Origin of the sequence: uncultured Metabacillus sp. (genome assembly GCF_947503125.1) — a bacterium.
GTDB lineage: Bacteria > Bacillota > Bacilli > Bacillales > Bacillaceae > Metabacillus.
This window is the reverse complement of sequence record NZ_CANNCR010000010.1, coordinates 1-21,974: the sequence shown is the minus strand read 5'-3', so window position 1 is coordinate 21,974 and position 21,974 is coordinate 1. Positions and strand designations below refer to the sequence as shown.

At 37.5% G+C, this 21,974-nt stretch carries 24 protein-coding genes and 1 pseudogene; 2 read left to right on the top strand and 23 right to left on the bottom strand.

Annotation, left to right across the window (positions count from 1 at the left end):
- Nucleotides 1–54 precede the first annotated feature (54 nt).
- From Q1B07_RS09565 to Q1B07_RS09525, 9 genes are all read right to left on the bottom strand, one after another.
- Nucleotides 55–396: a DUF485 domain-containing protein gene (locus Q1B07_RS09565; RefSeq protein ID WP_299088682.1), complete on the bottom strand. Its 342-nt coding sequence runs from the start codon at nucleotides 394–396 to the stop codon at nucleotides 55–57.
- Between the two features lie 196 nt (nucleotides 397–592).
- Complete coding sequence (locus tag Q1B07_RS09560; RefSeq protein WP_299088680.1) at nucleotides 593–1,321, bottom strand: LytTR family DNA-binding domain-containing protein; 729 nt, start codon at nucleotides 1,319–1,321, stop codon at nucleotides 593–595.
- Nucleotides 1,318–3,093, bottom strand: coding sequence for a LytS/YhcK type 5TM receptor domain-containing protein (locus tag Q1B07_RS09555; RefSeq protein WP_299088678.1), 1,776 nt, complete (start codon nucleotides 3,091–3,093; stop codon nucleotides 1,318–1,320). Before Q1B07_RS09555 ends, Q1B07_RS09560 begins: the two co-directional genes overlap by 4 nt.
- Nucleotides 3,094–3,113: 20 nt before the next feature.
- The gene (locus tag Q1B07_RS09550; protein ID WP_299088675.1) at nucleotides 3,114–4,625 is read right to left on the bottom strand and encodes a cation acetate symporter; all 1,512 of its coding nucleotides are present in this window, start codon (nucleotides 4,623–4,625) and stop codon (nucleotides 3,114–3,116) included.
- 108 nt (nucleotides 4,626–4,733) lie between these two features.
- Nucleotides 4,734–5,516 (bottom strand): iron export ABC transporter permease subunit FetB, encoded by a 783-nt coding sequence (fetB, locus tag Q1B07_RS09545; protein ID WP_299088673.1) that lies wholly within the window; start codon nucleotides 5,514–5,516, stop codon nucleotides 4,734–4,736.
- The gene (locus tag Q1B07_RS09540; protein ID WP_299088671.1) at nucleotides 5,509–6,141 is read right to left on the bottom strand and encodes an ATP-binding cassette domain-containing protein; all 633 of its coding nucleotides are present in this window, start codon (nucleotides 6,139–6,141) and stop codon (nucleotides 5,509–5,511) included. The genes fetB and Q1B07_RS09540 overlap by 8 nt, the downstream gene beginning before the upstream one ends.
- Before the next feature lie 127 nt (nucleotides 6,142–6,268).
- Nucleotides 6,269–7,162 carry a glycine betaine ABC transporter substrate-binding protein gene (locus tag Q1B07_RS09535; protein WP_299088670.1) on the bottom strand — a complete coding sequence of 298 codons (894 nt, stop codon included), beginning with the start codon at nucleotides 7,160–7,162 and terminating at the stop codon, nucleotides 6,269–6,271.
- Complete coding sequence (locus Q1B07_RS09530) at nucleotides 7,162–8,010, bottom strand: proline/glycine betaine ABC transporter permease (RefSeq protein ID WP_299088669.1); 849 nt, start codon at nucleotides 8,008–8,010, stop codon at nucleotides 7,162–7,164. Before Q1B07_RS09530 ends, Q1B07_RS09535 begins: the two co-directional genes overlap by 1 nt.
- A 1-nt stretch (nucleotide 8,011) precedes the next feature.
- Nucleotides 8,012–9,265: a glycine betaine/L-proline ABC transporter ATP-binding protein gene (locus Q1B07_RS09525; protein ID WP_299088667.1), complete on the bottom strand. Its 1,254-nt coding sequence runs from the start codon at nucleotides 9,263–9,265 to the stop codon at nucleotides 8,012–8,014.
- 299 nt (nucleotides 9,266–9,564) lie between these two features.
- Here Q1B07_RS09525 and Q1B07_RS09520 point away from each other — a divergent pair, with 299 nt between their 5' ends.
- A complete protein-coding gene (locus Q1B07_RS09520) occupies nucleotides 9,565–10,113 on the top strand; it encodes a GbsR/MarR family transcriptional regulator (protein ID WP_299088665.1) in 549 nt (182 codons plus the stop codon).
- 267 nt (nucleotides 10,114–10,380) lie between these two features.
- Here the strand turns inward: Q1B07_RS09520 and Q1B07_RS09515 are convergent, their stop codons facing one another.
- The 13 genes and pseudogenes from Q1B07_RS09515 to Q1B07_RS09455 form a co-directional block, all read right to left on the bottom strand.
- A complete protein-coding gene (locus Q1B07_RS09515) occupies nucleotides 10,381–10,839 on the bottom strand; it encodes a hypothetical protein (protein ID WP_366945173.1) in 459 nt (152 codons plus the stop codon).
- A gap of 430 nt (nucleotides 10,840–11,269) precedes the next feature.
- Complete coding sequence (locus Q1B07_RS09510; RefSeq protein ID WP_299088824.1) at nucleotides 11,270–12,256, bottom strand: PLP-dependent aminotransferase family protein; 987 nt, start codon at nucleotides 12,254–12,256, stop codon at nucleotides 11,270–11,272.
- 166 nt (nucleotides 12,257–12,422) lie between these two features.
- Nucleotides 12,423–13,106, bottom strand: coding sequence for a DUF421 domain-containing protein (locus tag Q1B07_RS09505; protein ID WP_101552371.1), 684 nt, complete (start codon nucleotides 13,104–13,106; stop codon nucleotides 12,423–12,425).
- Between the two features lie 23 nt (nucleotides 13,107–13,129).
- A complete protein-coding gene (locus tag Q1B07_RS09500) occupies nucleotides 13,130–13,708 on the bottom strand; it encodes a CBO0543 family protein (protein WP_299088660.1) in 579 nt (192 codons plus the stop codon).
- 233 nt (nucleotides 13,709–13,941) lie between these two features.
- The gene (locus Q1B07_RS09495) at nucleotides 13,942–15,435 is read right to left on the bottom strand and encodes a phospholipase D-like domain-containing protein (RefSeq protein WP_299088659.1); all 1,494 of its coding nucleotides are present in this window, start codon (nucleotides 15,433–15,435) and stop codon (nucleotides 13,942–13,944) included.
- Nucleotides 15,436–15,787: 352 nt separating this feature from the next.
- Nucleotides 15,788–16,295, bottom strand: a pseudogene (locus tag Q1B07_RS09490) (DUF421 domain-containing protein).
- Nucleotides 16,296–16,410: 115 nt separating this feature from the next.
- A complete protein-coding gene (locus Q1B07_RS09485) occupies nucleotides 16,411–17,271 on the bottom strand; it encodes a DUF421 domain-containing protein (RefSeq protein WP_299832641.1) in 861 nt (286 codons plus the stop codon).
- A 29-nt stretch (nucleotides 17,272–17,300) separates the two neighbouring features.
- Complete coding sequence (locus tag Q1B07_RS09480) at nucleotides 17,301–17,507, bottom strand: DUF1657 domain-containing protein (RefSeq protein WP_299088655.1); 207 nt, start codon at nucleotides 17,505–17,507, stop codon at nucleotides 17,301–17,303.
- An 11-nt stretch (nucleotides 17,508–17,518) separates the two neighbouring features.
- Nucleotides 17,519–17,869 carry a stage V sporulation protein AE gene (gene spoVAE / locus Q1B07_RS09475; protein WP_098797242.1) on the bottom strand — a complete coding sequence of 117 codons (351 nt, stop codon included), beginning with the start codon at nucleotides 17,867–17,869 and terminating at the stop codon, nucleotides 17,519–17,521.
- Complete coding sequence (gene spoVAD, locus Q1B07_RS09470) at nucleotides 17,866–18,885, bottom strand: stage V sporulation protein AD (RefSeq protein ID WP_061794311.1); 1,020 nt, start codon at nucleotides 18,883–18,885, stop codon at nucleotides 17,866–17,868. Before spoVAD ends, spoVAE begins: the two co-directional genes overlap by 4 nt.
- Nucleotides 18,885–19,364 (bottom strand): stage V sporulation protein AC, encoded by a 480-nt coding sequence (spoVAC, locus tag Q1B07_RS09465; protein WP_009336486.1) that lies wholly within the window; start codon nucleotides 19,362–19,364, stop codon nucleotides 18,885–18,887. The genes spoVAD and spoVAC overlap by 1 nt, the downstream gene beginning before the upstream one ends.
- A gap of 17 nt (nucleotides 19,365–19,381) precedes the next feature.
- The gene (locus Q1B07_RS09460) at nucleotides 19,382–19,855 is read right to left on the bottom strand and encodes a YhcN/YlaJ family sporulation lipoprotein (RefSeq protein ID WP_009336487.1); all 474 of its coding nucleotides are present in this window, start codon (nucleotides 19,853–19,855) and stop codon (nucleotides 19,382–19,384) included.
- An 82-nt stretch (nucleotides 19,856–19,937) separates the two neighbouring features.
- Nucleotides 19,938–20,144: a DUF1657 domain-containing protein gene (locus Q1B07_RS09455; protein ID WP_013352384.1), complete on the bottom strand. Its 207-nt coding sequence runs from the start codon at nucleotides 20,142–20,144 to the stop codon at nucleotides 19,938–19,940.
- Between the two features lie 480 nt (nucleotides 20,145–20,624).
- Here Q1B07_RS09455 and Q1B07_RS09450 point away from each other — a divergent pair, with 480 nt between their 5' ends.
- A complete protein-coding gene (locus Q1B07_RS09450; protein ID WP_013354185.1) occupies nucleotides 20,625–20,765 on the top strand; it encodes a hypothetical protein in 141 nt (46 codons plus the stop codon).
- Nucleotides 20,766–21,557: 792 nt separating this feature from the next.
- On the opposite strand, the gene Q1B07_RS09445 is transcribed toward Q1B07_RS09450, so the two are convergent.
- A partial coding sequence (locus tag Q1B07_RS09445; protein WP_299088582.1) for an ATP-binding protein occupies nucleotides 21,558–21,974 on the bottom strand: 417 nt, incomplete at its 5' end.

Sequence of the window (21,974 nt, the reverse complement as noted above, 5' to 3'; positions counted from 1 at the left end):
CTCCCACCACACGAAAATAGTACTTAACTTTATTTCTAATTGAACTTAAAGCTTTTATTTTGCTTCTTCAATTATTTCATTAACCATTTCATCAAATTTTGCCGCTCGCTTTGAATAAAGAATACATAATGCCCACGTCATAATAAATTGAGCAAACGCAAATACCCACGCCCAGCTAACCGAACCAAATGCAGGTTGATTTAATACGGTAGAATAAGCTGTCATTATAGGCAATGTAAAATAAAAGGCTAAATAGAATAAGGACATTGGCAGAATAAAATTGCGTTTTTTCCGAAGCAGTTCCTTGAATTTTGCAGATTGGGCGATTTTTGAATAATCAATAGAGGTTTGTGATCGTTCCATTTGTTGTTTTAATGAATTTTCATTCATGCTCATAAAAAACTCCCCCTTAAATGGTGAAATAGATAAAATAAACCTCCTTTCATAACTATACACTGTAAGCGGTTACAAACAGTATAAGATCAAATTGTAATCAATTGTTAAAATATTCGTAAAATGTTCACAATGATGTCTCAATTGCAGAAAACTGTGTTCGAAATGCCTATTCCCCTATTTAACATGCACCAGCTTTTCAATCCTGTAACAGATCAAAAAGCTGCTTCGCTGCTGAACGACTTACCGGAATTTTTGTTTGGTCAATATTTTTTAGAATGATATTATATGCCCCGTTAAACCAAGGGACGATTTCATCGATATAATCAAGGTTTACTAAATAACTGCGATGTGAACGGAAAAAAGCGGGCGGCAGCTTTTCTTCCAGTTCCTGAAGTGTCATTTTCGTTTGAATGAGCCCTTTATCTGTATGTATGTCAACGAGCCGTTCTGAGCGGACAGCATAATATATGGACTGTGGTGTTAAGACAACAACCTTTTCCCCATTATCAATTAACAGCTTTGAAGAGTTACTGTTCTTTCGTTCAGGCTGCACCATTTGCTTTTGAACACGTGATAATGCTTCCCTAAACCTTTCAACATCATAGGGTTTTAGAAGGTAATCCACCGCTTCTAGATTAAATGCTTCAACAGCATATTCATCATATGCAGTTGTAAAGATTAAATATGGCTTACTCTTTCCATTTGAGAGCTTCCTAAGCTGTTTTGCCGCTTCAATTCCAGATAAAGATGGCATGTTGATATCAAGAATGACAAGATCTGGTTTATATTGTTCATATAACTCAATAAGCTGTTGCCCATTTTCCGCACTAGGGCATAGAATAAACTCTTCTTCCTGTTGAATTAAAAAAGCTAAGTCTTCTCTTGTCAGTCTTTCATCCTCTGCAATCATAACTTTTATTTTCATTTTTTGTCCCTTCCCTTTACGGATATTGGTAGAGTAAACGTGATTAGACTACCTCCAGAAGAACGATTTCGAAATTGCAATCGGGCTGTTTCACCAATTATCGTCGTTAGCCGTTGATTAACATTATAAATGGCAATGCCATTTCCTTTTTCACTTTGTAACGGTTTACTACCTAAACAGCTTATCAATGTAGGGGGAAAACCGCTTCCATTGTCTTTTATCTCAATCACCACGGAATTACCCTTTTTCTTCGCTTTTATCCAGATCATTCCGCCTGATGAAACATTTTTTAATCCATGATTAATACAGTTTTCGACTAACGGTTGTAAGGTAAAAGGAGGAATCATTGCCGCTCCTACCCCATTTTCCATATCCACCTCAATGGTTAATTGGTCTGAAAACCTCGCCTTCATAATCTCAATATAGGAATGCAAATAGGTACTTTCTTGATTCAAAGTAATTAATGAAGCTGACGATAATTTCAAACTGCTTCGCAAAATTTGCCCTAATTGTACAATTAACCCTCGTGCTTGCCCTGGATTTTTCTGTATTAATGCCGAAATGACATGGAGTGTATTAAACAAGAAATGGGGATTAACTTGTGCCTGTAAATGTCGTAATTCCGCTTCTTGAACCATTGTTTTCATTTTCTCAGCAGCAACTGCATCCAACTGGTTAGAAATTAATTTTCCTAATCCATGCGCAAAAGCAATCTCAACCGCTCGAATTTGCTGCGATCTTCTAAAAAACAATTGAATCAATCCGGTTACTTCACCTGATTCCCGGATAGGGACGATAATAGCTGCCTGTAAGGGACAATCGGGGTTATTGCATTGTATCTGTTCAGTCCCATAAGCTGCTTGGATTTCACCAGTTTCGATAGCCAATCTAGTGAATTGAGATCGAATAGGTTGGTTATGATGGTGATGATCAAAGCCTAGTCCTGTATGGGCAAGGACCTTTTCCGTGTCAGTTAGGGCAACAGCAGGAATTTTTAATTCTTCACGCAACAGATCAGCAATCTTCGCTGCCGTTTGAAAATTCAACCCACGCTTTAAAAAAGGTAAAGTTTCCTCCGCAATTTTTAAGGCGCGTTTTGTTTCTAACGCTGCCTCTTGTTCTTTTTCATTTAATGCAATCCGAATCATGGCTGTAAAGATCGCGATGGCTACACTATTTGTGACAACAAGCGGAATTCCAATTGTATTGACCAGCTCAATTGTTTCCTCAGGTGTTGATGTAAATATCAATAAAAAAGCCATATGCAAAATCGGAGCAAACATTCCAATAAATAATGCTTTTTCCGAGGCGATGACCCGTTCATGTGAAAAAAAGCGTGCGGTATAACCAGCGATCAACCCTGAAAGCATATTTGCCAGACAAACAGCAAGTACATGCTCTCCCCCTAACAAATAACAATAAACGGCAACAATAGTTCCTGCGCCAAGCCCTACATATGGGCCTCCAAACAAACCGGAAATGACAATCGCTACCAAGGATGACCCGACAAGCATTTCGCCCTCAGCAAGCTGTAACACCCATATATGTGAAGTAATCTGTCCATCCGCTATCTTTACACCCGCTTGAGCCCCTGCAATCGCTAAAATACCAAAAATAATAGAATGATAGATGGTTGTTTTAACAGAAAGCTCACGATCCAATAGATAGCGGAAAGAAGGAATCCGCGTCAGCATAAAAGCAAAAATCAACAACATGCCAATTCGTTCAAATAATATAATCGTTAAATCCCCCAAGTTGTCACCTGCTCTCATTTCCTAATTCCTGTTTTCTCCTATCGTTTCACCCCAGTTTGGGCTTGTACAACTAGTTTAGTAAACATCTCTTCATCTACCTCCTTTTTAGAGAAAAGGGTTCCTAAAATTGCTCCTAAAAAGCCGCAAGGAATAGCGATGATTCCAGGATTTTCGAGAGGGATAAGCATTTTATTTCCTAAAAGTTCCATTTGCGGACCAAGTAAAACAACTAGCAATGAACCTGATAAACCGGAAAGAACGCCTACAATTGCTCCAGTCGAATTAAAACGCTTCCAATATAATGTGAATAGTAATAGTGGAAGATTTGTAGCCGCTGCTATGGCAAATGTTAAGGATACAAGATAGGTAACATTACTTTCTTTTAGACTAAGAGAAAGAATGATAGACAATAACCCAACACATACAGCAGCAAGCTTAGCAACCTGCATTTGCTGCCTTTCTGTTGCCTTCCCCTTTCGCAGCACATGATGATAAATATCATGGGTAAAGGATGAAGTTGCAGCGGTGACAAGTCCTGTTACGACAGCTAAGATGGTGGCAAATGCGATTGCTGATATAAACGCAACGAGGAAATCACCTCCAAGTACGGACGATAATAACAATGCAGAAAGATTTCCTGTAGCATCGACTTCAATCAATCTTTCCCAGCCGACAAGAGCGACCGCTCCCATGCCTAAAACTAGCATGATACAATAGAACAGGCCGATAATCCATGTCGATGTAATAATCGATTTCCGAACAGCTCTTGCATCCTTGACAGTAAAAACACGGACTAAAATATGCGGCAACCCAGCCGTTCCAAGAATTAATGTGAGATTGAGAGACAGCATTTCTGAAGCATCCTTAAATAGGTTGCCAGGAGAAAAAAACTGCTCCCCATACGGTGTATTTTCCTTTACAAGGTGGAATAATTGGAGAATATTCCAGTCAAAACGAGCCATTATCATTAATGTCATCAAAAAAGTCCCTGACAATAAGAGAACCGTTTTAATAATTTGAACCCATGAAGCAGAAACCATACCGCCAAAAATGACATACAATGTCATCAAGCTGCCGATCACCCATACGGAAGAGCTATAATTCATTCCCAGCATTAAATGAACGAGAAGCCCAGCTGCAACAATCTGTGGAATAATATATAAAACGGAAATCATAATGGTACTAAAACCTAATAGCAAACGAATTCGTTGTTCCGGGAATCTCGAAAAAATGACATCCCCAAGTGTAAAGGTACCGAGATTGCGAATCGGCTCGGCAAAAACAAATAAAAGCAGGAAAAAGGAGGCAAGAAAGCCAATCGAGTAAAAAAATCCGTCGAAACCATACAAGGCAACAGCTCCTGTAATCCCAAGAAATGAGGCCGCACTCATAAAGTCTCCCGCAATTGCCAGCCCATTTTGAAAACCAGTTAAACTGTGTGATACAGAATAAAATTGCTGTGTTGTTGTGACTCTTTTTGCAGCCCAATATGTAATAATTAACGTTCCTGAAAGTATGAACAGAAAAAAGATAAAATTAGAAAGATTCATACTCTGCTCCTTAAATTTCGGCTTCTAAGCATGATGCTTAGTTTAGTTATATCAAGACTGTCTACCCTAGGCAATTATTTTTTATGTTCCGATGATAAGAGACAAACATCAAGCATCAAACTGGTCCCGTTCATTAAAAAACGTTCGATACCCAAAATGGGTAAAGATCATAACCGTTAACGCCACACTGCCGGTAATCCCTAATAAAACGGCGATCTGATACTCAATGGCGATTAGCGGACTAATACCCGCTAAGATTTGCCCTGTCATCATCCCTGGTAAAAACACAATTCCCATTCCTACTAAACTATTAATGGACGGCAAGATCGCTGAATCAAATGCTGAGTTGACAACTGATTTCGTTGCTGCTTCTGGTGTTGCCCCAAGCATAAGCGCTCCTTCAATAAGATGTTTTTCCCTTTGGATCCCTTCAATTAAATTCTTTACCCCCAATGTAATGCCTGTCATCGAGTTTCCGATAATCATCCCTGCAATTGGAATCAGATATTGTGGTTCATACCATGGCTGAAAATGGATCACAACAAAATTAAAATAAAGCAAGGTTACGATTGAACCTGCTGCCATCGAAATGGCGATGATCTGCTTTAGCTTCCTGCTTATTGGAATTGCCACTTGTTTATATGTATTGTAAACAGCAAACCATAGCATTAGGATGATGATAAGCGTAATAAGAAATGGATTTGGTTGTTCAATAATGTAAGTTAAAATATAGCCTACTAAAATTAATTGAATCGTCATTCTTGCTGTTGAGACGATAATTTGTTTTTCTCGTTTTAAGCCGCGCCATTTTACAAAAACAATTAATAACAATATAAATAGATAACCGGCAACTAACCGCCAAAATTCTATATCTTTTATGACATTACTCATCTTGTTCCCCTGCTCTTTTCTCTAGTTTAATGATATTCTCACCATATTTTGCTGCAAGCTTTTGGGAATGTGTAATCATGACGACTGTTTTCCCTTTTTCTTTGAGCGTACTGATAAAACGATTCATCACAAGCTCCTCTGTTTCCACATCAAGCGCTGAGGTTGGTTCATCAAGCAAATATACTTCAGGGTCCATAAGCAATACTCTCGCTAAAGCAAGCCGCTGTTTTTCCCCTCCAGAGAGCCTTTCAGCATCCTCATCCAATTTTTTATGTAAATGCACAAGCTCTAACGCGCGGCTCAGCTCATCATCTTCTTTAAGCCTTTTTTCAGCAAAAGCCAGTCCCTTGTTTAGATTATCACGAATCGTCCCTGGAAAAATCGTCGGCTGCTGCGCGAGCATCACCACTTTCCTCCGGTGTTGAACCGGGTCGATGTCTTTTACATGTTGATCTTGAAAAAAGATATCACCTCGGTCAGGTGATAACATGAGATTTAGCATTTTTAAGAAGGTAGATTTCCCTGCCCCGCTTTCTCCAACAAGACAAGTGATTGTCTTTGCCGGGATTTCCATTTTGCTTATCTGTAATATATTTTTATAGATTAGGCCTTCGATGACAAACATAAGTTCCTCTCCTTAATTTAGTCTATATTTATATTGCTTTATCTCTCTTTTTTTGTAAATGGAAAACACTTTTAAATACAAAAATACCCACGCTTTTACTCATTGCGTGGGTATTTTCGTATTTACCTTATTCTTTTAAATCCTCAATAGAATCAATGTCCATGTATTTGGGAACAACCAATCCGGTTTTCGCACCTTCAAGATTGGCACCTAAATCCTCAAATTTGCCTTCATATTTTTCATATTGGTCAGCATGTGTTAATGGCAGCCAGCCAGCTACATGTGCATCAATACTGCCATCAGCAACACCTGCCCACATTGGACCAGCTTCCACCTGACTGATGGTTACTTTATAGCCTAAATCTTTAAGAACCTTTGAAATGACATTTGTACTTGCAATTTCACTATCCCAAGAAACATATCCTAATTTTACTTCTTCGCCATTACCAGGCTGCGCATTTTTCGTCCATTCCGCTACTTTATCAGCATTATCTTCCACCCATGCTGCAGCAGCTTCTTCTGGTGATGTGCCGTCCTGGATCGCGCTCATTACAACACCCATATCATCTGGCGTCCAATGGAATTGATCCAACACTTTATGAACACCTGGCAGATCTTCAGCTAATCCGTTACGTGCGATTGAGTGAATATCTTCAGCTTCACCATATGCACCTTTCGAATCTTCCAAATATTTTAAATCAAATTTTGAAAACATCCAATGTGGTGTCCAGCCGGTGATGATAATCGGCTCTTCATCATCATAAGCTTTTTTTAGCGCTGCTGTCATCGCTGCACCTGAGCCCTCAACAAGCTCCCATTCTGATAACCCATACTCCTCAATTGCAGCTGAGGTAGCTTTCATGATACCTGCACCTGGGTCAATACCTGTGATTTTGTAATCGACCGTATCTCCAACAGACGCAGAATCTGCCTGACCACTGCTCTCCTCTCCGCCGCTGCATGCAGCTAATCCAAACGTTAATCCTAATGCTAATGTAAGTTTTGATATTTTTGTAAACATTAAGCTGTTCCCCCTTTTTTCGATTTTCCTATATTTTGAGTTAACCGATCTAAGATAATCGCAATGATTACGATTGCTAAACCAGCCTCAAACCCTGTTCCTGTTTGCAGCTGTGTAACTGCGCGGTAAACATCCGCTCCCAAACCAGGTGCACCGACCATTGATGCGATGACAACCATAGATAAGGCAAGCATGATGCTTTGGTTAATCCCGGCCATGATTGTCGGCAGGGCCAATGGTAATTGAACCTTCAGTAATTTTTGTCCTGTTGTTGAACCGAATGCTTGTGTTGCCTCGATTAAATCCTCCGGTACCTGTTTAATCCCTAAAATCGTTAAACGAATTGTTGGCGGCATCGCAAAAATAACCGAAGCCACAACCCCTGGGACGACACCAATATTGAAGAAAAAGATGGCAGGTAATAAATAAACAAAGGCAGGCATCGTTTGCATAAAGTCAAGAATTGGCGTAACAATTTTGCCAACTGTTTCACTTTGCGATGCCCAAATTCCAATCGGAATACCCAGAATAATAGAAATAGCAACAGACGTAATGACAAGAGCAATCGTGTCAATCATATTTTCCCAGTATCCTAAATTATTGATGAGAAATAACCCGATAAGTGTAAATAAGGCAATCTTCCAATTACAAACCTTCCAGGCTAGTAAACTAACCAAAATAATGATAATAATTGCAGGAATAAAGCCTAAACCTACTACAATTCCTTCTACAAAGCCTTCCAATCCAGTTGCAATTCCTTCAAAGAATGGTTCGAAATGATCAACAAGCCATTCAATCAATAAATCAATCCAACTGGCTAACGGTAATTTCGGGAATAATTCTTCCATATTAACGTACCTCCCTTTCTTCATTTACAGGGAGCTCTTGATGTGATGTTCCATTTATATAGGCATCATTACCAGCCAATGCTCCAATAACAGCACCTCTAATAACGATTCCCTTCAGTCGATTTTCTTGATTGACAACGGCCACAGGGATTTCTGCTGTTGAAACATCATCAAAAAGATCTGTTAACAATGTATCTGGGTGGACAGTTGTTACATCTTTAATCAATACATCAGCTAATGAAAGGTTCATTTCAATCGCCTTTTTCGCTTCAGCTGCTGTTATAGCTCCTAGCAGCTTCTTTTGCTTATCAACAAGATATACAGTCGAAATCCCGTTATCCTTCATCACTTTGAGTGCTACCCTTGCCCCTCTTTCAAGCTGGACGGTTTCTGCTCGCTTCATGACATGACCTGCTGTTAACACTTTTGATAAATCCACATCTTCCACAAATCGTTCAACATAATCATTTGATGGATTCATCAAAATTTCCTCTGGTGTACCAATTTGAACAATATTTCCATCCTTCATTAAGGCAATTCGGTCACCAATGCGCAATGCCTCATCTAGATCATGCGTGATGAAAATAATTGTTTTTTCCATAGTCGACTGAAGGTCTAATAACTCATCCTGCATATCTTTTCGTATTAGCGGATCGAGTGCACTAAAAGCTTCATCCATTAACAAGATATCTGGATCATTTGCTAACGCTCGTGCCAGACCAACCCTTTGCTGCATGCCGCCGCTAAGCTGACTCGGCAATTGATGCTCATACCCTTCAAGTCCAACAAGCTTAAGGGCTTCTAAAGCTTTTTGCTTACGACTTTCTTTATCTACGCCTTGAATTTCCAATCCGTATTCCGTATTAGCGAGAACGGTGCGATGAGGAAAAAGAGCAAAACGCTGGAAAACCATGCTTAGTTTTTTTCTCCGCACATTTCTTAGCTCTTCCTTGTTCATTGCGACGATATCCTCACCGTCAATGAATACTTGACCGCTCGTTGGTTCAATCAATCGATTAAACATCCGAACAAGCGTAGATTTACCGCTCCCGGATAGTCCCATAATCACGAAGATCTCTCCGGGATAAACTTCAAAATTAGCTCGATTTACACCGACTGTTGAGCCTGTTTCTTTCAAAATTTCTTGCTTTGTTTTGCCTTGTTTGAGGAGCTGTGCCGCCTTTTTGGTGTTTTTGCCAAAAATTTTCGACACGTCTCGTATGGCGATTTTAGCCGTTCCATCTTTCTTATTCATTTTTTCACCTCTAGTTAACTCTTTAAATACGCGACTTTCAATCTATATAATTTTATCCTTCCCTTCTATGAATTAGTCGTCACGAACACTCTGCCTTATTAATTATAGAAATAGTACAATTTGATTACAAAGCGCAAATAGCCGCATATACCTCCGTAAACTTTGTACAGAAAAAACTGTACGTACTTTATATACTGTATTCTTACAATTCCTCCATATTCCTTTTACTTCATCTCCTTTACTTTCAAATTGGAAATAGGTACTCTGTATATATAACTGCTTATAGGATGTGAAAGGCTTTGCAAGGTAAAGACGAACTTGAGAAAGCTCGTGAACGTGTGATAGAAGCAATTTCTCAAAATATGAATTTATATGGTGTGACACCATCTGTAGGCCGATTATGGGGCCTGCTATATTTTCAAAATCAACCGATGAACTTAGATGAGATGAAAATTGAATTAGGCATGAGTAAAACAAGCATGAGTACTTCCGTCAGGTCTCTAATGGATTTGCATATGGTCGACAAGGTTTGGAAGAAGGGAAACCGAAAGGATCTGTATGTGGCTGAAGAGGATTGGTATCAGACCTTTATCGATTTTTTTACGATCAAATGGCGTAATGGTGTAACAATAAATGTTTCTGCTATTGAGAAATCGCTGCGTGATCTGCATCTCCTCCTTGAAAAACCTGATCTCTCAGAAGAAATCGTTCATGAAATAAACAGTGATATAAAAAAGCTTCATCAAGCATTGGAATATTACGATTGGTTAAATCGCTTAGTCGATAGCTTTGAAACACATGAAATTTTTAACTTCATCCCAAAAAAACCGCTAGATCACAAAAAATAGCTGCTGTGTGATCCAGCGGTTTTTGTGATCTAGCGGTTTTATACTTGCCTGTTGCTTTCCGTTTCAGGCACTCTATTTTTAGCAGGTGGTACGCGAGGCCTCTTCAAAGATGTTTGATGGATCCACTTTGTCTGGATTATTCTCTATATAAGGGCTAAAATCTTTTTGTTTTCTTTTTGTTGTTGTTTTTCTTTTCGTGCCCTATTGTATTACCAGACAAAGGACGTATCGTCAAATTTTTTATCCGTATCTAGAGATGTAACATATTCATTTCGGTTTTTTTTCCTTGTCAGACATTCTTACAGGCTCATAAAAGGATTCATATATGCTTCGAATTTCCTGTTTATAAATAGATTCCAACACAAATGGAATAAGCGAGGTATCGTTAATTTCTTTTAATTCCGAAAAAATACGATCCATGACTGGTTTCCCACCTTTACGCAAGTTATATTTATCCCAGTCTTTAATGGCTAATTCTCTTGTTTCGGGATTGTAACGAATCAAATTGTGGTGCTCGATGAACCGTTCCACTAACGAATGAACTCTCTCAATCGAATAACCCAAATCAAAAGCCATTTGCTTTTTCGTAATTCGATAGATTCCAATTTGAGTCGTATGTGGATTCGTAAGAAGATAGAGGTAAAAATACTTATCCTCCGGGGTCATCATTTCTGAAACAATCGGATTCTTCCAAAAATCAGTACGGACCATTCGATATTTTGCCATCTTTATCACTGCCCTTTCTTCTAATAAAATTCTATTCATAGACTATATATAGATAAATGAGGTTAAGAGTAGCGTAGGTTTCATATAAAAATGGAAAATATGAATATTTTGCGAATGAACTAATCTGTGGGCCCCATTCAATCCCCATTATAATTTTTCATTGATTAATTACATGTAAGTAAGGAATTTCGTACACGGTATTTTTGCATGAATTATATTGTTAAAAAATAAAAAACGTTCCTTACGAAGTGTAAGAAACGTGATAAGGTACTTTTTTAAATCTTATTCACAGAGTGGTGGATCTGGGTCGTCGCGGCGAAATCGATTTAATGTACGTAAGCAGAGGGAAGTTCATAAATGACATACTGCTTGTAACGGTTATTTGGATTTATTGACAAGCAATATGTTTATTACTTACTGTTCTCCCTCTTCATGGGAGGCAGCTAGCGAGTAATCTGACTCCTTTTTCAATTTCTTCAATTGATAATCCACCAAATCCTAACATGATATAGGAATTACCTTCAGTGTTTGGATTAAGCCAAAACCTTGACGGGGAATAAACTTTGACACCCTTCTGTAAACCATTTTTGATCAGCTCGAAGGCTGTTACGCCTTTTAGTTTCAATAAGATATGTAAGCCTGACTTTTCTCCAACAATTTTTACTTGATTGCCCATATATTGTTCAATACTCCTTAGCAAAGCTTGATGTTTTCTTTGATACAATTTGCGCATTCTTCGAATATGCCTTTCGAATTCCCCTGTTTGCATGAACAGGTCCATAGCCCTCTGAATAATAGGAGAGACAGATTGATTATAAGCCGCGAACTTTCGTAAATATTGAACCATTAGAGAAGGTGGAAATACAATATAACTTAACCGAGCTGAAGGGAGAAATGATTTAGAAAATGTACCTAAATAAATAACCCTTTCCTGTTCATCCAGGGATTTTAGCGAAGGAATCGGATGACCCCGGTATCGAAACTCGCCGTCATAATCATCCTCAATAATGTATCCTCCAGTTTGATAAGCCCATTTTAGTAATCGCATTCTTTTCGAAATGGATAAAACCATACCAAATGGAAATTGGTGAGAAGGCGTTAAGTATACGGCTTTTGCCCTGCTTGTTTGAATATGCTCTACTGACAATCCATCCTTCTCAAGAGGCACGGGATCAATATAGCATCCCTGGTCTTCTAAAACCGATCGAACTCCACTGTAACCCGGTTCTTCCATAGCCACGGTTTTTTCCCGGAGTGCTAAAAGAAGGCAGATCAACGCCATGGAGGCCTGAGTTCCGGCCGTTATAAGAATCTGTTCTGGTGCAGAGCGAACACCTCTGGATTGCAGTAAATAGTTTGATATCTCCCGCCTCAATTCAAATTCACCCTGATTCTCACTATATAGGGGTAGCGTCAGGAAAATGCGGATTTACAACGTTAAGGAAACCAAAATATAAAAAGTCTAATTTCTCGGTGTTATAAGTGAAAAATTAGGCTTTAGTTACTTCATTAAAGCGCCTGATTGTTGAAGACTAAAGTTTATATTCACCAAGAAAATTGATGTGCTCTTATCCTAACAAATTTTATTTAGGACTTACATGTATGCCTTCACTCTCTCGCCAATCTGCGTAAAGTATACGCTTTACATTATCATATCCATTGGTAGTTAATTGGTTATCTAACCACTGTTGATCAAATCCGAGTTCATGTAAATTATCCCATAAAATTTCCCCATCTATAATTAACGATGTTGGGAGGTCTACTGGACTTTCTGGAAGATTGAGATCTTGCTTGTCTGGTTTTTGATACTTGGATTTTAATAATAAACTTATTTGCCCATTAGCTTCCAATATACCGTATTTGACTTCGCGAACTGAAAAGACATTATTTTGACGGAGTATACTCAATACTTGATTTACATCCAATTTGTTCTTTGTAAGTAACTTTCTGTCCATAACACCATCTCGAATGATGATGTTAGGATTGCCTAATAAGAGAGAACGTGTCGATTTATTTTTTAGAGTCATAAACTCTATTCCCAACATAAGAAACGTCCACAATCCGATGGCATATAAAAAGTGAAAAATCCCTACCTTATCTTCATAAATGTTATTTCCTAAAAAATCTCCAAGTACTAACACAAAAACTAAGTGAAACGGGGTTAACTGATAGATGGATGTTCTGCCTGTTATGATAATGATAAAAAATAAAGTTGCAAAACCAACGATGACTTTGATCGTCAGTAAACCAATATTAACTTCTTCCAAAGTTTTTTCCTCCAATTTAAATTTTACTTAGTTGTAAGATCTTGAGGTTTAGATAAAGAGGCTAGTTTTAGTATTAAAGCTCGAGTTACAATTCCAACAATGATGTAATATATGAATGAATATCTGTATCTCCACTCTAAATAATTAACAAGTTTGACCCACTCGCAAAAGGGTTCACCTATATAGGCATATGTTAGTGCCATAATGATCTGGGCTAAAATAAAAGATTTCCATGTTCTAAAATATTGATATAACAACATGTAAGCTACAGGTACCATTGAAAAATCAAAAGGAAAGGCCCTGGGAATAAAAGGTAGGAGCGCAATGGGGTAATCCCAAAAACTGTATTGTGCACCAACTACATCTAATAAGGTTGTTGTCAAGATAATTATGGTACCAAATAACAAAATTTCTAAAATAATGTCTCGTTTAACAAGTTTAGCCCATATAACCCAAGGCACAACTAAAAAAACGACTAGTGTCCACCATTCCCAAGTTAAAAACTCATTTTTTAGCCAACTATTTAATTCTAAATGATAGAGCTTATCTTCTAATAAACGTATTTCCTTAAGATTTTCAAATATATTATCTATTGATATCACCTCTATATTTAAATGAAAAGGTAACAGATATTTTTGAATTCAAACTCTTTGAGCTGCCTTTTTAGTATTACCGTTTTTTAGTAATGAATTTCCATCGTAAATAAGAAAAAACCCATGTTGGAAGTTCTTATAATACACGGGTTTTCGACTTTTTTTCAAATAAGTCAGAAATATATTAAAAACAAAGTTAAATCTAGATTTAAGATAGAACAATAAAAACAGGATACATCAACTTATAATAATGGAGAAAGCACGCGAGCACCCTGTTCAACAATGCGCTCGGTCAGAGATCGTTGCAACAAGTCTTCAATTCTTAATGGTACAGAATCAGTAAGATCCCTCTCGAACTGCTCTGTGAGTTCCCTTGCCACATCAGCACTGTACACGACTTGACACACCTCATAATTCAGGCGAAAACTTCTCATATCATAGTTTGCTGAGCCTACGGCAGCAATCTCCTCATCGATGGTCAACACCTTCGCATGTAACATTCCTTTATCGTACTGGTAGATTTGGACCCCAGCTTCTATAAGTTCCCCGTAATAGGTACGACTTGCAAGACCCACGATTTTTTGATTATTGTGGCGAGGAACCAGCAATCTTACACGGACACCACGAGTTACTGCTGTCTTTAATGCCATGATAATATCCGTTTCTGGTACAAAATAGGGTGTTGTTAAATCAATAGTCTTGGTCGCCTGTGTTATACATATAAAGTAAGCTTGCCGAATGACTGGGGTAGGAATTCCAGGGTTTCCTTCCAACGTATGGATATACGCTTTATGCAATGTCCTAGTTTTTCCGGATATGTCCATTTCTTTATCATCAAGGGTGCTCAACTCTGATCCCAATTCGGCTGACCATTTGGAATGATCTGCTCTGCCGATTGAATTGATTTTCGTTACCTCTGATTTTGTTTTCAAATTTGTTTTTGATTTTATCCTTTCCGGCACAGCGATTTCCCAATGAACATCAAAAACAGTCTGCAAGTCGCCTGTTGCTTCCCCTATAATTTGCAAATGAGTGTCCCTCCAAAATCCTACGTCTGGCTTTAATCCTGTATATTCATACCCAACGTTCATACCGCCAGTAAAGGATTCCTTTCTGTCAATCGTCACAATCTTACAATGATCCCGATAATTCCAATTGGACAAAATCCAGGGAAATCGCAGAGGAAATATTGTCCTGCATTCTATCCCTGCTTCAACCATCTGCCGGATTTTTTCACGCGGGAATTTATAACTCCCCAAGCTATCTCTCATAAAACGAACCTGCACTCCATTTAATGCTTTTTCGATTAGCAGTTCTGTGATTCGATTACCAATTTGGTCGTTCCGATAGATGAAATATTCCAGATCAATGGTTTCTTGGGCTTTTTGCAGGGATACAAGGAGTTGATCATATTTTGCTATCCCATTGTTAAACACTTGGACTTGGCCCATTCGAAGCCCATTCACAGTGAAATGCCGTAAAGCATTGGCAATTACCGATGCTGAAGCACCGAATGTCTCAGGTAATTTGTTAGATTCATTTTTAGAACAGGTCAATCTTTTTCGATGAATAAACTTAGGGTTTGATATGCTAAGATATAGCCAGAAACCAATGACAGGTAAAAAAAGGACGATTATTATCCAATTCAAAGCCTTGGCAGGCCGACGAACTTCCCAAATTGCTATGAATAAGATAAAGAACGTATTTAACAGGTATAGATAAAAAATCCACTCCAACTGGAATCCCTCCTTCTGTTTCTCTTAACATGTACAAACTATGTAACCAGTATACGTATGGAATATGAAGGGATTGTCTGTTATATATTATGGACTACCTTAATAAGAACTTGTATAAGATATTAAGAACGAAAAAAAGAGAATTAAGGTTGGGAAAGTTCTGACATCACGAAAGGCGTAATGATCTGGGCACTGTCCTAACTAGAGACTTAGTGATTTTGAAAATTACCATCTGGTAAATTCCTAAATATAGGTATAATTTTTTATAAATTTGGAAAATGAAAGTGGTAAATGCAATAAGGAGTAAATAAGAGAAAACATTAATTTATAGTGGGAGGAAATCGTCTTAAAATTAGTCGTTAACATCTTTTTTGTTAATGGTTAATGAATGATCGGTATCTCTAACAGCAGCATAAAAAAAATCTTTGATTTGAAGATATCCCTTTGCCTTTAGTTCTTCCTTTGACCACTTTTCATTTTTGTTGATAAATTTTAATTTACGCTTTTGCACTTTCCCTTCAATGACAACGGCTATGGGTAATCCGCGGTATTCCACTTTCATATGTAAATCTTTTGGAGTAATAGGAACTAATTCTTTTCTTGGAAAAATGCTATTTTCACCTGTTGCTTCCAAAATCGCATATTCATTATCGTGAATATCCGGATATCCTGATGTTCTTAAATTAGACAACAGCTCAGGTAAAGGATATCTACTTTCCTTTAAATTTCGATTAAGATAAAAAAAGAATCGCTCCAAAATCATGAGGGGTAAGTTGGGCTAGAGCTGATTTCCCTAAAATATTTACTGCTACAATAAACACAATATAGATAAAAATAACTTTAACTAAAAAAATAGACACTTCTAACACCTCGTAAAAAAATTCACCTTAGTCCGAAATTGGACTAAGGTTTTTAAACTTATTTCAATTAAAAATGGTATCTTTTTTTCGTCATGTATGAATCTAAGCTAAATCCTTATCCTTTTAAAATAGGGGTCACTTTATCAATGACTTCTTGTAATTTTTCACTGTTTAACCTATACATTTGTTTGGCGTCTTTTGATTCCGTTCCAAGAGCAAATAGTTCTAAGTCTGCTTGACATTTTTTCAAGGTTGAAAGAATTAAGGGTCTTTCTTGTGGGGGTGCGACTTGTAATTTATCGTCAAACAGATCAATCGTTAACTCTCCGTAAGAATTAACCTGTCCCAGAAATACATTTTCAATCGTTACCCCTAGTTTTTCTAATTCAGTTTGTAGCCAAGCCCGACTTCGTCCAATCGTGGCTAGTGGTTCATCCATTATTGTACCATCCATAATAATGGTCTGAGGCTCCTTGATTGAAGCAACCTTCAAGTTTATATCCTTTGCTGTTAAAGGTTGATTTTCTTTCTTTAGCATCACAGATAAATCACCTGTTGGCTCTAAAACAGCAAATTCTACATCAGAGACTTGAAAGACATCCTTCCTGCGAAGTAGCTCTAACAGTTCATCTGTCGTATATCTTTCCTTTTTTAAATTATCTTCCATAATCTTCCCATCTTTGATAAATACAGTTGCTTTTCCTTCTATAAAATCGCGAAAACGTTTACTTTTTAATGAAATTAAACCAGCGAAAAAGGGAATAGCCGCAAAAATGACAATTCCAATAATTCCGTGAAAAATGTTCCGTTCAAGTCCCATAGCCACTTCTGCACCAATACTTCCAATAGAAATACCGGTGACATATTCAAAGAAAGATAGTTCTGAAATTTGCTTTTTCCCTAACCATTTTGTAATGAAAAATAAAACAGCAACAAATAATGCTGAGCGTACAGCTATATCTAACCATTCAGGCACTGCTTACACCCCCTGTAAATATAGTTTTTCTAGAAACCTTTGTACTGAAGTTCATCTCCTTCTAGTTCTCCTACTCTTTTTTTTAAATCTTTTGTTACTTCGTGTACTACCATCATAGCCTCATGCAAAGTTCGCTTCGATTCATCATCAAGAGTCCGTAATGCTAAACTTGAGAGACTTGCTTCTACCCCTTTTAGACTGGCAAAACACTGTTTAACATCTGATCCTACTGTCATCCTAATTCTCCTTATCCTTTTGGCTTAAAAATTAAAGCTCCTATCATGCCGAAAACAATGGCAGCTGAAATACCAGAACTAGTTACTTCAAACATTCCTGTCAGTACACCAACTAACCCATGTTTTTCTGCTTCCTGCATCGCACCATGAACAAGCGAATTCCCAAAACTTGTAATCGGAACGGTAGCCCCTGCCCCAGCAAAATCAATCAAAGGCTCGTATAGTCCAAATCCATCTAAAAGCGCCCCAATCACTACAAGAGCACTTAAGGTATGACCTGGTGTCAATTTAAATACATCAAACATAATTTGCCCAATGATACAAATTAAACCGCCTACGACAAAAGCCCAAAAATAGATCATGTTAATTGTTCACCTCCGTATTCAATTGACACTGCATGGGCGATACAAGGAATTGTTTCATTTTGCTGAAAGGACAACGGTGAAAGCAAAGCACCTGTAGCCACAACTAACATTCGTTTAAATTCACCTTTTTTCATGCGGTTTAATAAATGCCCATAAACTACCGTTGCTGAACAGCCTGCACCGCTTGCTCCTGCAAGAACGGGTTGTCCTTCCCGATAAATCATAAGGCCACAATCTTGGTATTGTTCTTCACTAATAGGAGTTCCATGCTTTTTAAATAGATCCATGGACACTTCCTGTCCGATTTGGCCAAGGTCACCGGTTACAATTAAATCGTAATAAGATGGCTCAACATTTCGTTCCTTTAAATGGGCTTCAATGGTATCAACCGCAGCTGGCGCCATAGCTCCTCCCATGTTAAATGGATCTGTCAATCCCATATCGATTACACGACCAATTGTGGCAGATGTGACATGAGGTCCTTCCCCAGAATCACTTAATAGGGCTGCACCTGCACCAGTAACCGTCCATTGTGCCGTAGGTGGCTTTTGTCCACCATACTCAGTTGGATACCGAAATTGTTTTTCAACAGCTGTATCATGACTGGAAGCTCCTGTTAACAAATATTTCGCTCCTTTTGTATTTACAATATAAGCACCTAGAGCCAGTCCTTCCATCGAGGTAGAGCAAGCACCGAATAAGCCAAAATAAGGCGCTCCAATCGTTCTGCTAGCGAAACTTGTTGGGGTGATTTGATTGATTAAGTCCCCAGCTAGGATAAATTGAACTTGATCCTTTTGTATGCCCCCTTTTTCCATGGCTTTTTGGCAAGCCTCTTCAAAAAGGATTTTATGTGCTTTCTCATAGGAATCCTGCCCAAGCCATAAATCAGCATGAAGAGTATCGAAATCATCTGGGATAGCACCATTGGCTTCAAATGGTCCACCAACGGTTCCAGTGGAGATAATGACAGGCTTTTGTTCGAAGATCCATGTACGATGACCTGCTAGCATTATAAACCACCCCACTGGATTAAAGTGGTTTTAATTAAGGCAATGACAAAAGCAGAAAAAACACCAAATAAAATAACCGCCCCCGCTAATTTAAACATGTTGCCACCTACGCCCAGTACAAATCCTTCGGTTCGATGCTCAATGGCAGGCGATATAACCGCATTGCCAAAACCTGTTACAGGTACAGCTGTTCCAGCCCCACCAAATTGGGCCATTCGATCATATACGCCAAAACCAGTAAGAAGCATTGTAATAAAAATTAACGTACCCACCGTCGGATTTCCGGCCGTTTGCTCAGTAAAATCGAAATAATAAATGTAAAAGTCTGAAATAAGCTGACCAATCAAACAAATAAGTCCACCGGTTAAAAAGGCCTTAATACAATTTTTAACAACCGGTCTTTTGATCTCTCGTTGTTTTTGCAATTTTTGATATTCCTGTTGCACAGGAGTAAGTTGTTTCTTTTGATTGTTAGACATAACTCGATCCTTCCTCTTTAGGTTTGTTCCTTCATAAGACTTTTCAGTTTGTTCAAATCATTTTTTAAGTTCTTCTTATTCATATCGTTTTTTTTCAGTCTTTGCTCGACCTTTTCAAGCTCCCAGAATATTTTTTTATCAGTCGAAACAAAAACTTTATAGTCGGGATATTTTTTTTCTAAGTCGGATTTTACTGACTTCTCGATACTCTTTAATCGAAATCGATCAAAATTCTCAACTTTAATCGCTGCCATAAGCTCTTTATCAGTATTCACAGCTTTTACGTCTGTAATATCTTCCTTGGCAATTATCTTTTCTTTCGCATGATTGGCAACGGATTGATCAATTGGCTTACTTGTATGTACTTGTGAAATACCAAAAGTACTATTACCTTGAATAAATTCATTTTGATTACCATTACATCCTGATGCGAAACCAATGACCATTATAATAAAAAGTAGGTTTTTCAATGTGGTTATTTTATCTTTCAAAAAAATCACCTCCATTTTTTTCTATTATTTGAACAGCTGAAAAAAGGTTGGTTAAGAGGCCAACCTTTTTTCGCCTTACTAATTACTGTTGTTTGTATTGAGGTTCTTCTTGTTCGATTTGTTGAACACGTGGTTCAATGCTGTCTACAACGGATTGGGTTTGCTTAGCTGCATCTTGGTAAAGTTGCTTAGCTTGTTGATTATCTGTACTAAGAGCAAATGTTTCAAAACTTGCTTGAGCACTTTTCAATCCTGCTAGAGCTGTTTTAACGTCATTTATTACTGTCATGATAATTTCCTCCTTGAATTTTTTTTTACTCTTTTATTTTGCTTTATGGAGAATTTTTTATTCAATGATTTTTGGGAAATTTAAATCTAAATTATTTTTGACGTATAGCTCCATTTTTTCGATAATAACCCCTTTTCCATATCCCCATCATTTCTTCTATTTCTCGTTGACAGCAATAGCTCTTATAACTTTTCATTTTTTCTTTTCTCAACTTCAATTTTTTTACACCCCTACCTTTATAAAATAAGATGATTGTATTTCCTGAAAGGACTAATATTTTTCCCATTTTTCGGATATTATCCCAAAGTTTTAAGAGTTTCTCCCTCTTAATCATCCTATTTATGGGTATTTAACATTGAAAATGTAATAACAAAGATAAACGCATGCATTTGTCGCTGTATTAAGGTTTGTCTAATACATAAAAAGGAACTGTTTTGTTATTAAACATCAAATTTTTCATACATTTTAGAAGGTGAAAAAATGACAACAAAACAAAAAAGGAAATCCTTTCAACGTTTAACGTTAAAACCAAAAAAGGACATTGAAGAAATAAAACTTGGGATTAAACTGGGAGAAAAAAAGGAAACCAAAAATCCGAGATTGGGCGAAAGAGATGTATAGCTATATTTGATGGGGATTAATACAGAATTACAGGTAGGTGACATTGTCAAATTAAAAGTTGGAGATGTGAAAGGGAAAAATTCTTTTATATTCTGGAAGGCAAGACAACAAAAAACAGAAAGTAAATATTAGTATGCTATCTAATAGAATTGATAAAAAAATTGGATACATAATTGTTTCAAACTAAAAAGAATCAATATCTCTACATAAGAATACAGGGAAAAAAGTGTTTATAATACTCATTAGAAGGTATGATAAAGAAGGAATTGGCAAACTTTGCACCAAAGATTCACTGTAAGCCAGTTTCTTTTTTGGATAGGTTTTTAAAATCGTGTTTTAATCAAATATTAAATTATGGCTCTTATCACAAAAGGCAAAGGGATATCATCAAATTAAAGATATATTTTACGCTTCTGTTAGAGATACCGACCATTCACTAAACATTAACACATTTGATATTAGCGACTAATCTTAAAACGATTTCCCCTCCCTATATTAATCCTTTTCTAGACTTGATCGGCAAATAGAGAGATTTAACCTGAAAGTCGAGGCGGCTGCACTTGATTCGGGGTACCTTACAAATCCTATTTGTAAAGGCTTATCTGAGAATTCATAAAGGTAATCATCAAACAAAACCTAGTTGATTAACTTCCCTCTATCTATTTCAACTGAATTGGTGTCCATTTTTATGATCAAAAATAAAGTCCTCTATAAAGAGCGATTGTTTTTTGCAAGCGAAAAGTGCAGAAAGTTGCAGCGAAAAATACATAGGCTTGCAGCTCATCATTTAATTCAAATTATATCTGGGGGTTTCACTGAGGAAAGTGCATTTTTTAGCCGGTAACTTTCTCCTGTGAATGCTACAATGTGCGCGTGGTGGACCAGTCGGTCCACGAGTGCGGAGGTCAGTCGGTTATCTCCAAACACTCGGTTCCATTGGCCAAATTCTAAGTTGGATGTTACAATTACGCTTTTGTGTTCATAACAGTCGGCAACGATGTGAAACAACAATTCAGATCCCTGTTTTTGGAAAGGGACGTAACCAACTTCATCTAATATAAGTAAGTCACATTTTTCAATCTGTCTTTTTAACTTTTGTAAGGTTCCTTCTTTTAGGGCTTCTTCCAATTGACCCACTAAATCTGCTACTCTGAAAAAACGTACCTCATATCCATTCTCGCAGGCTTTAACCCCAAGTGCCGTAGCCAG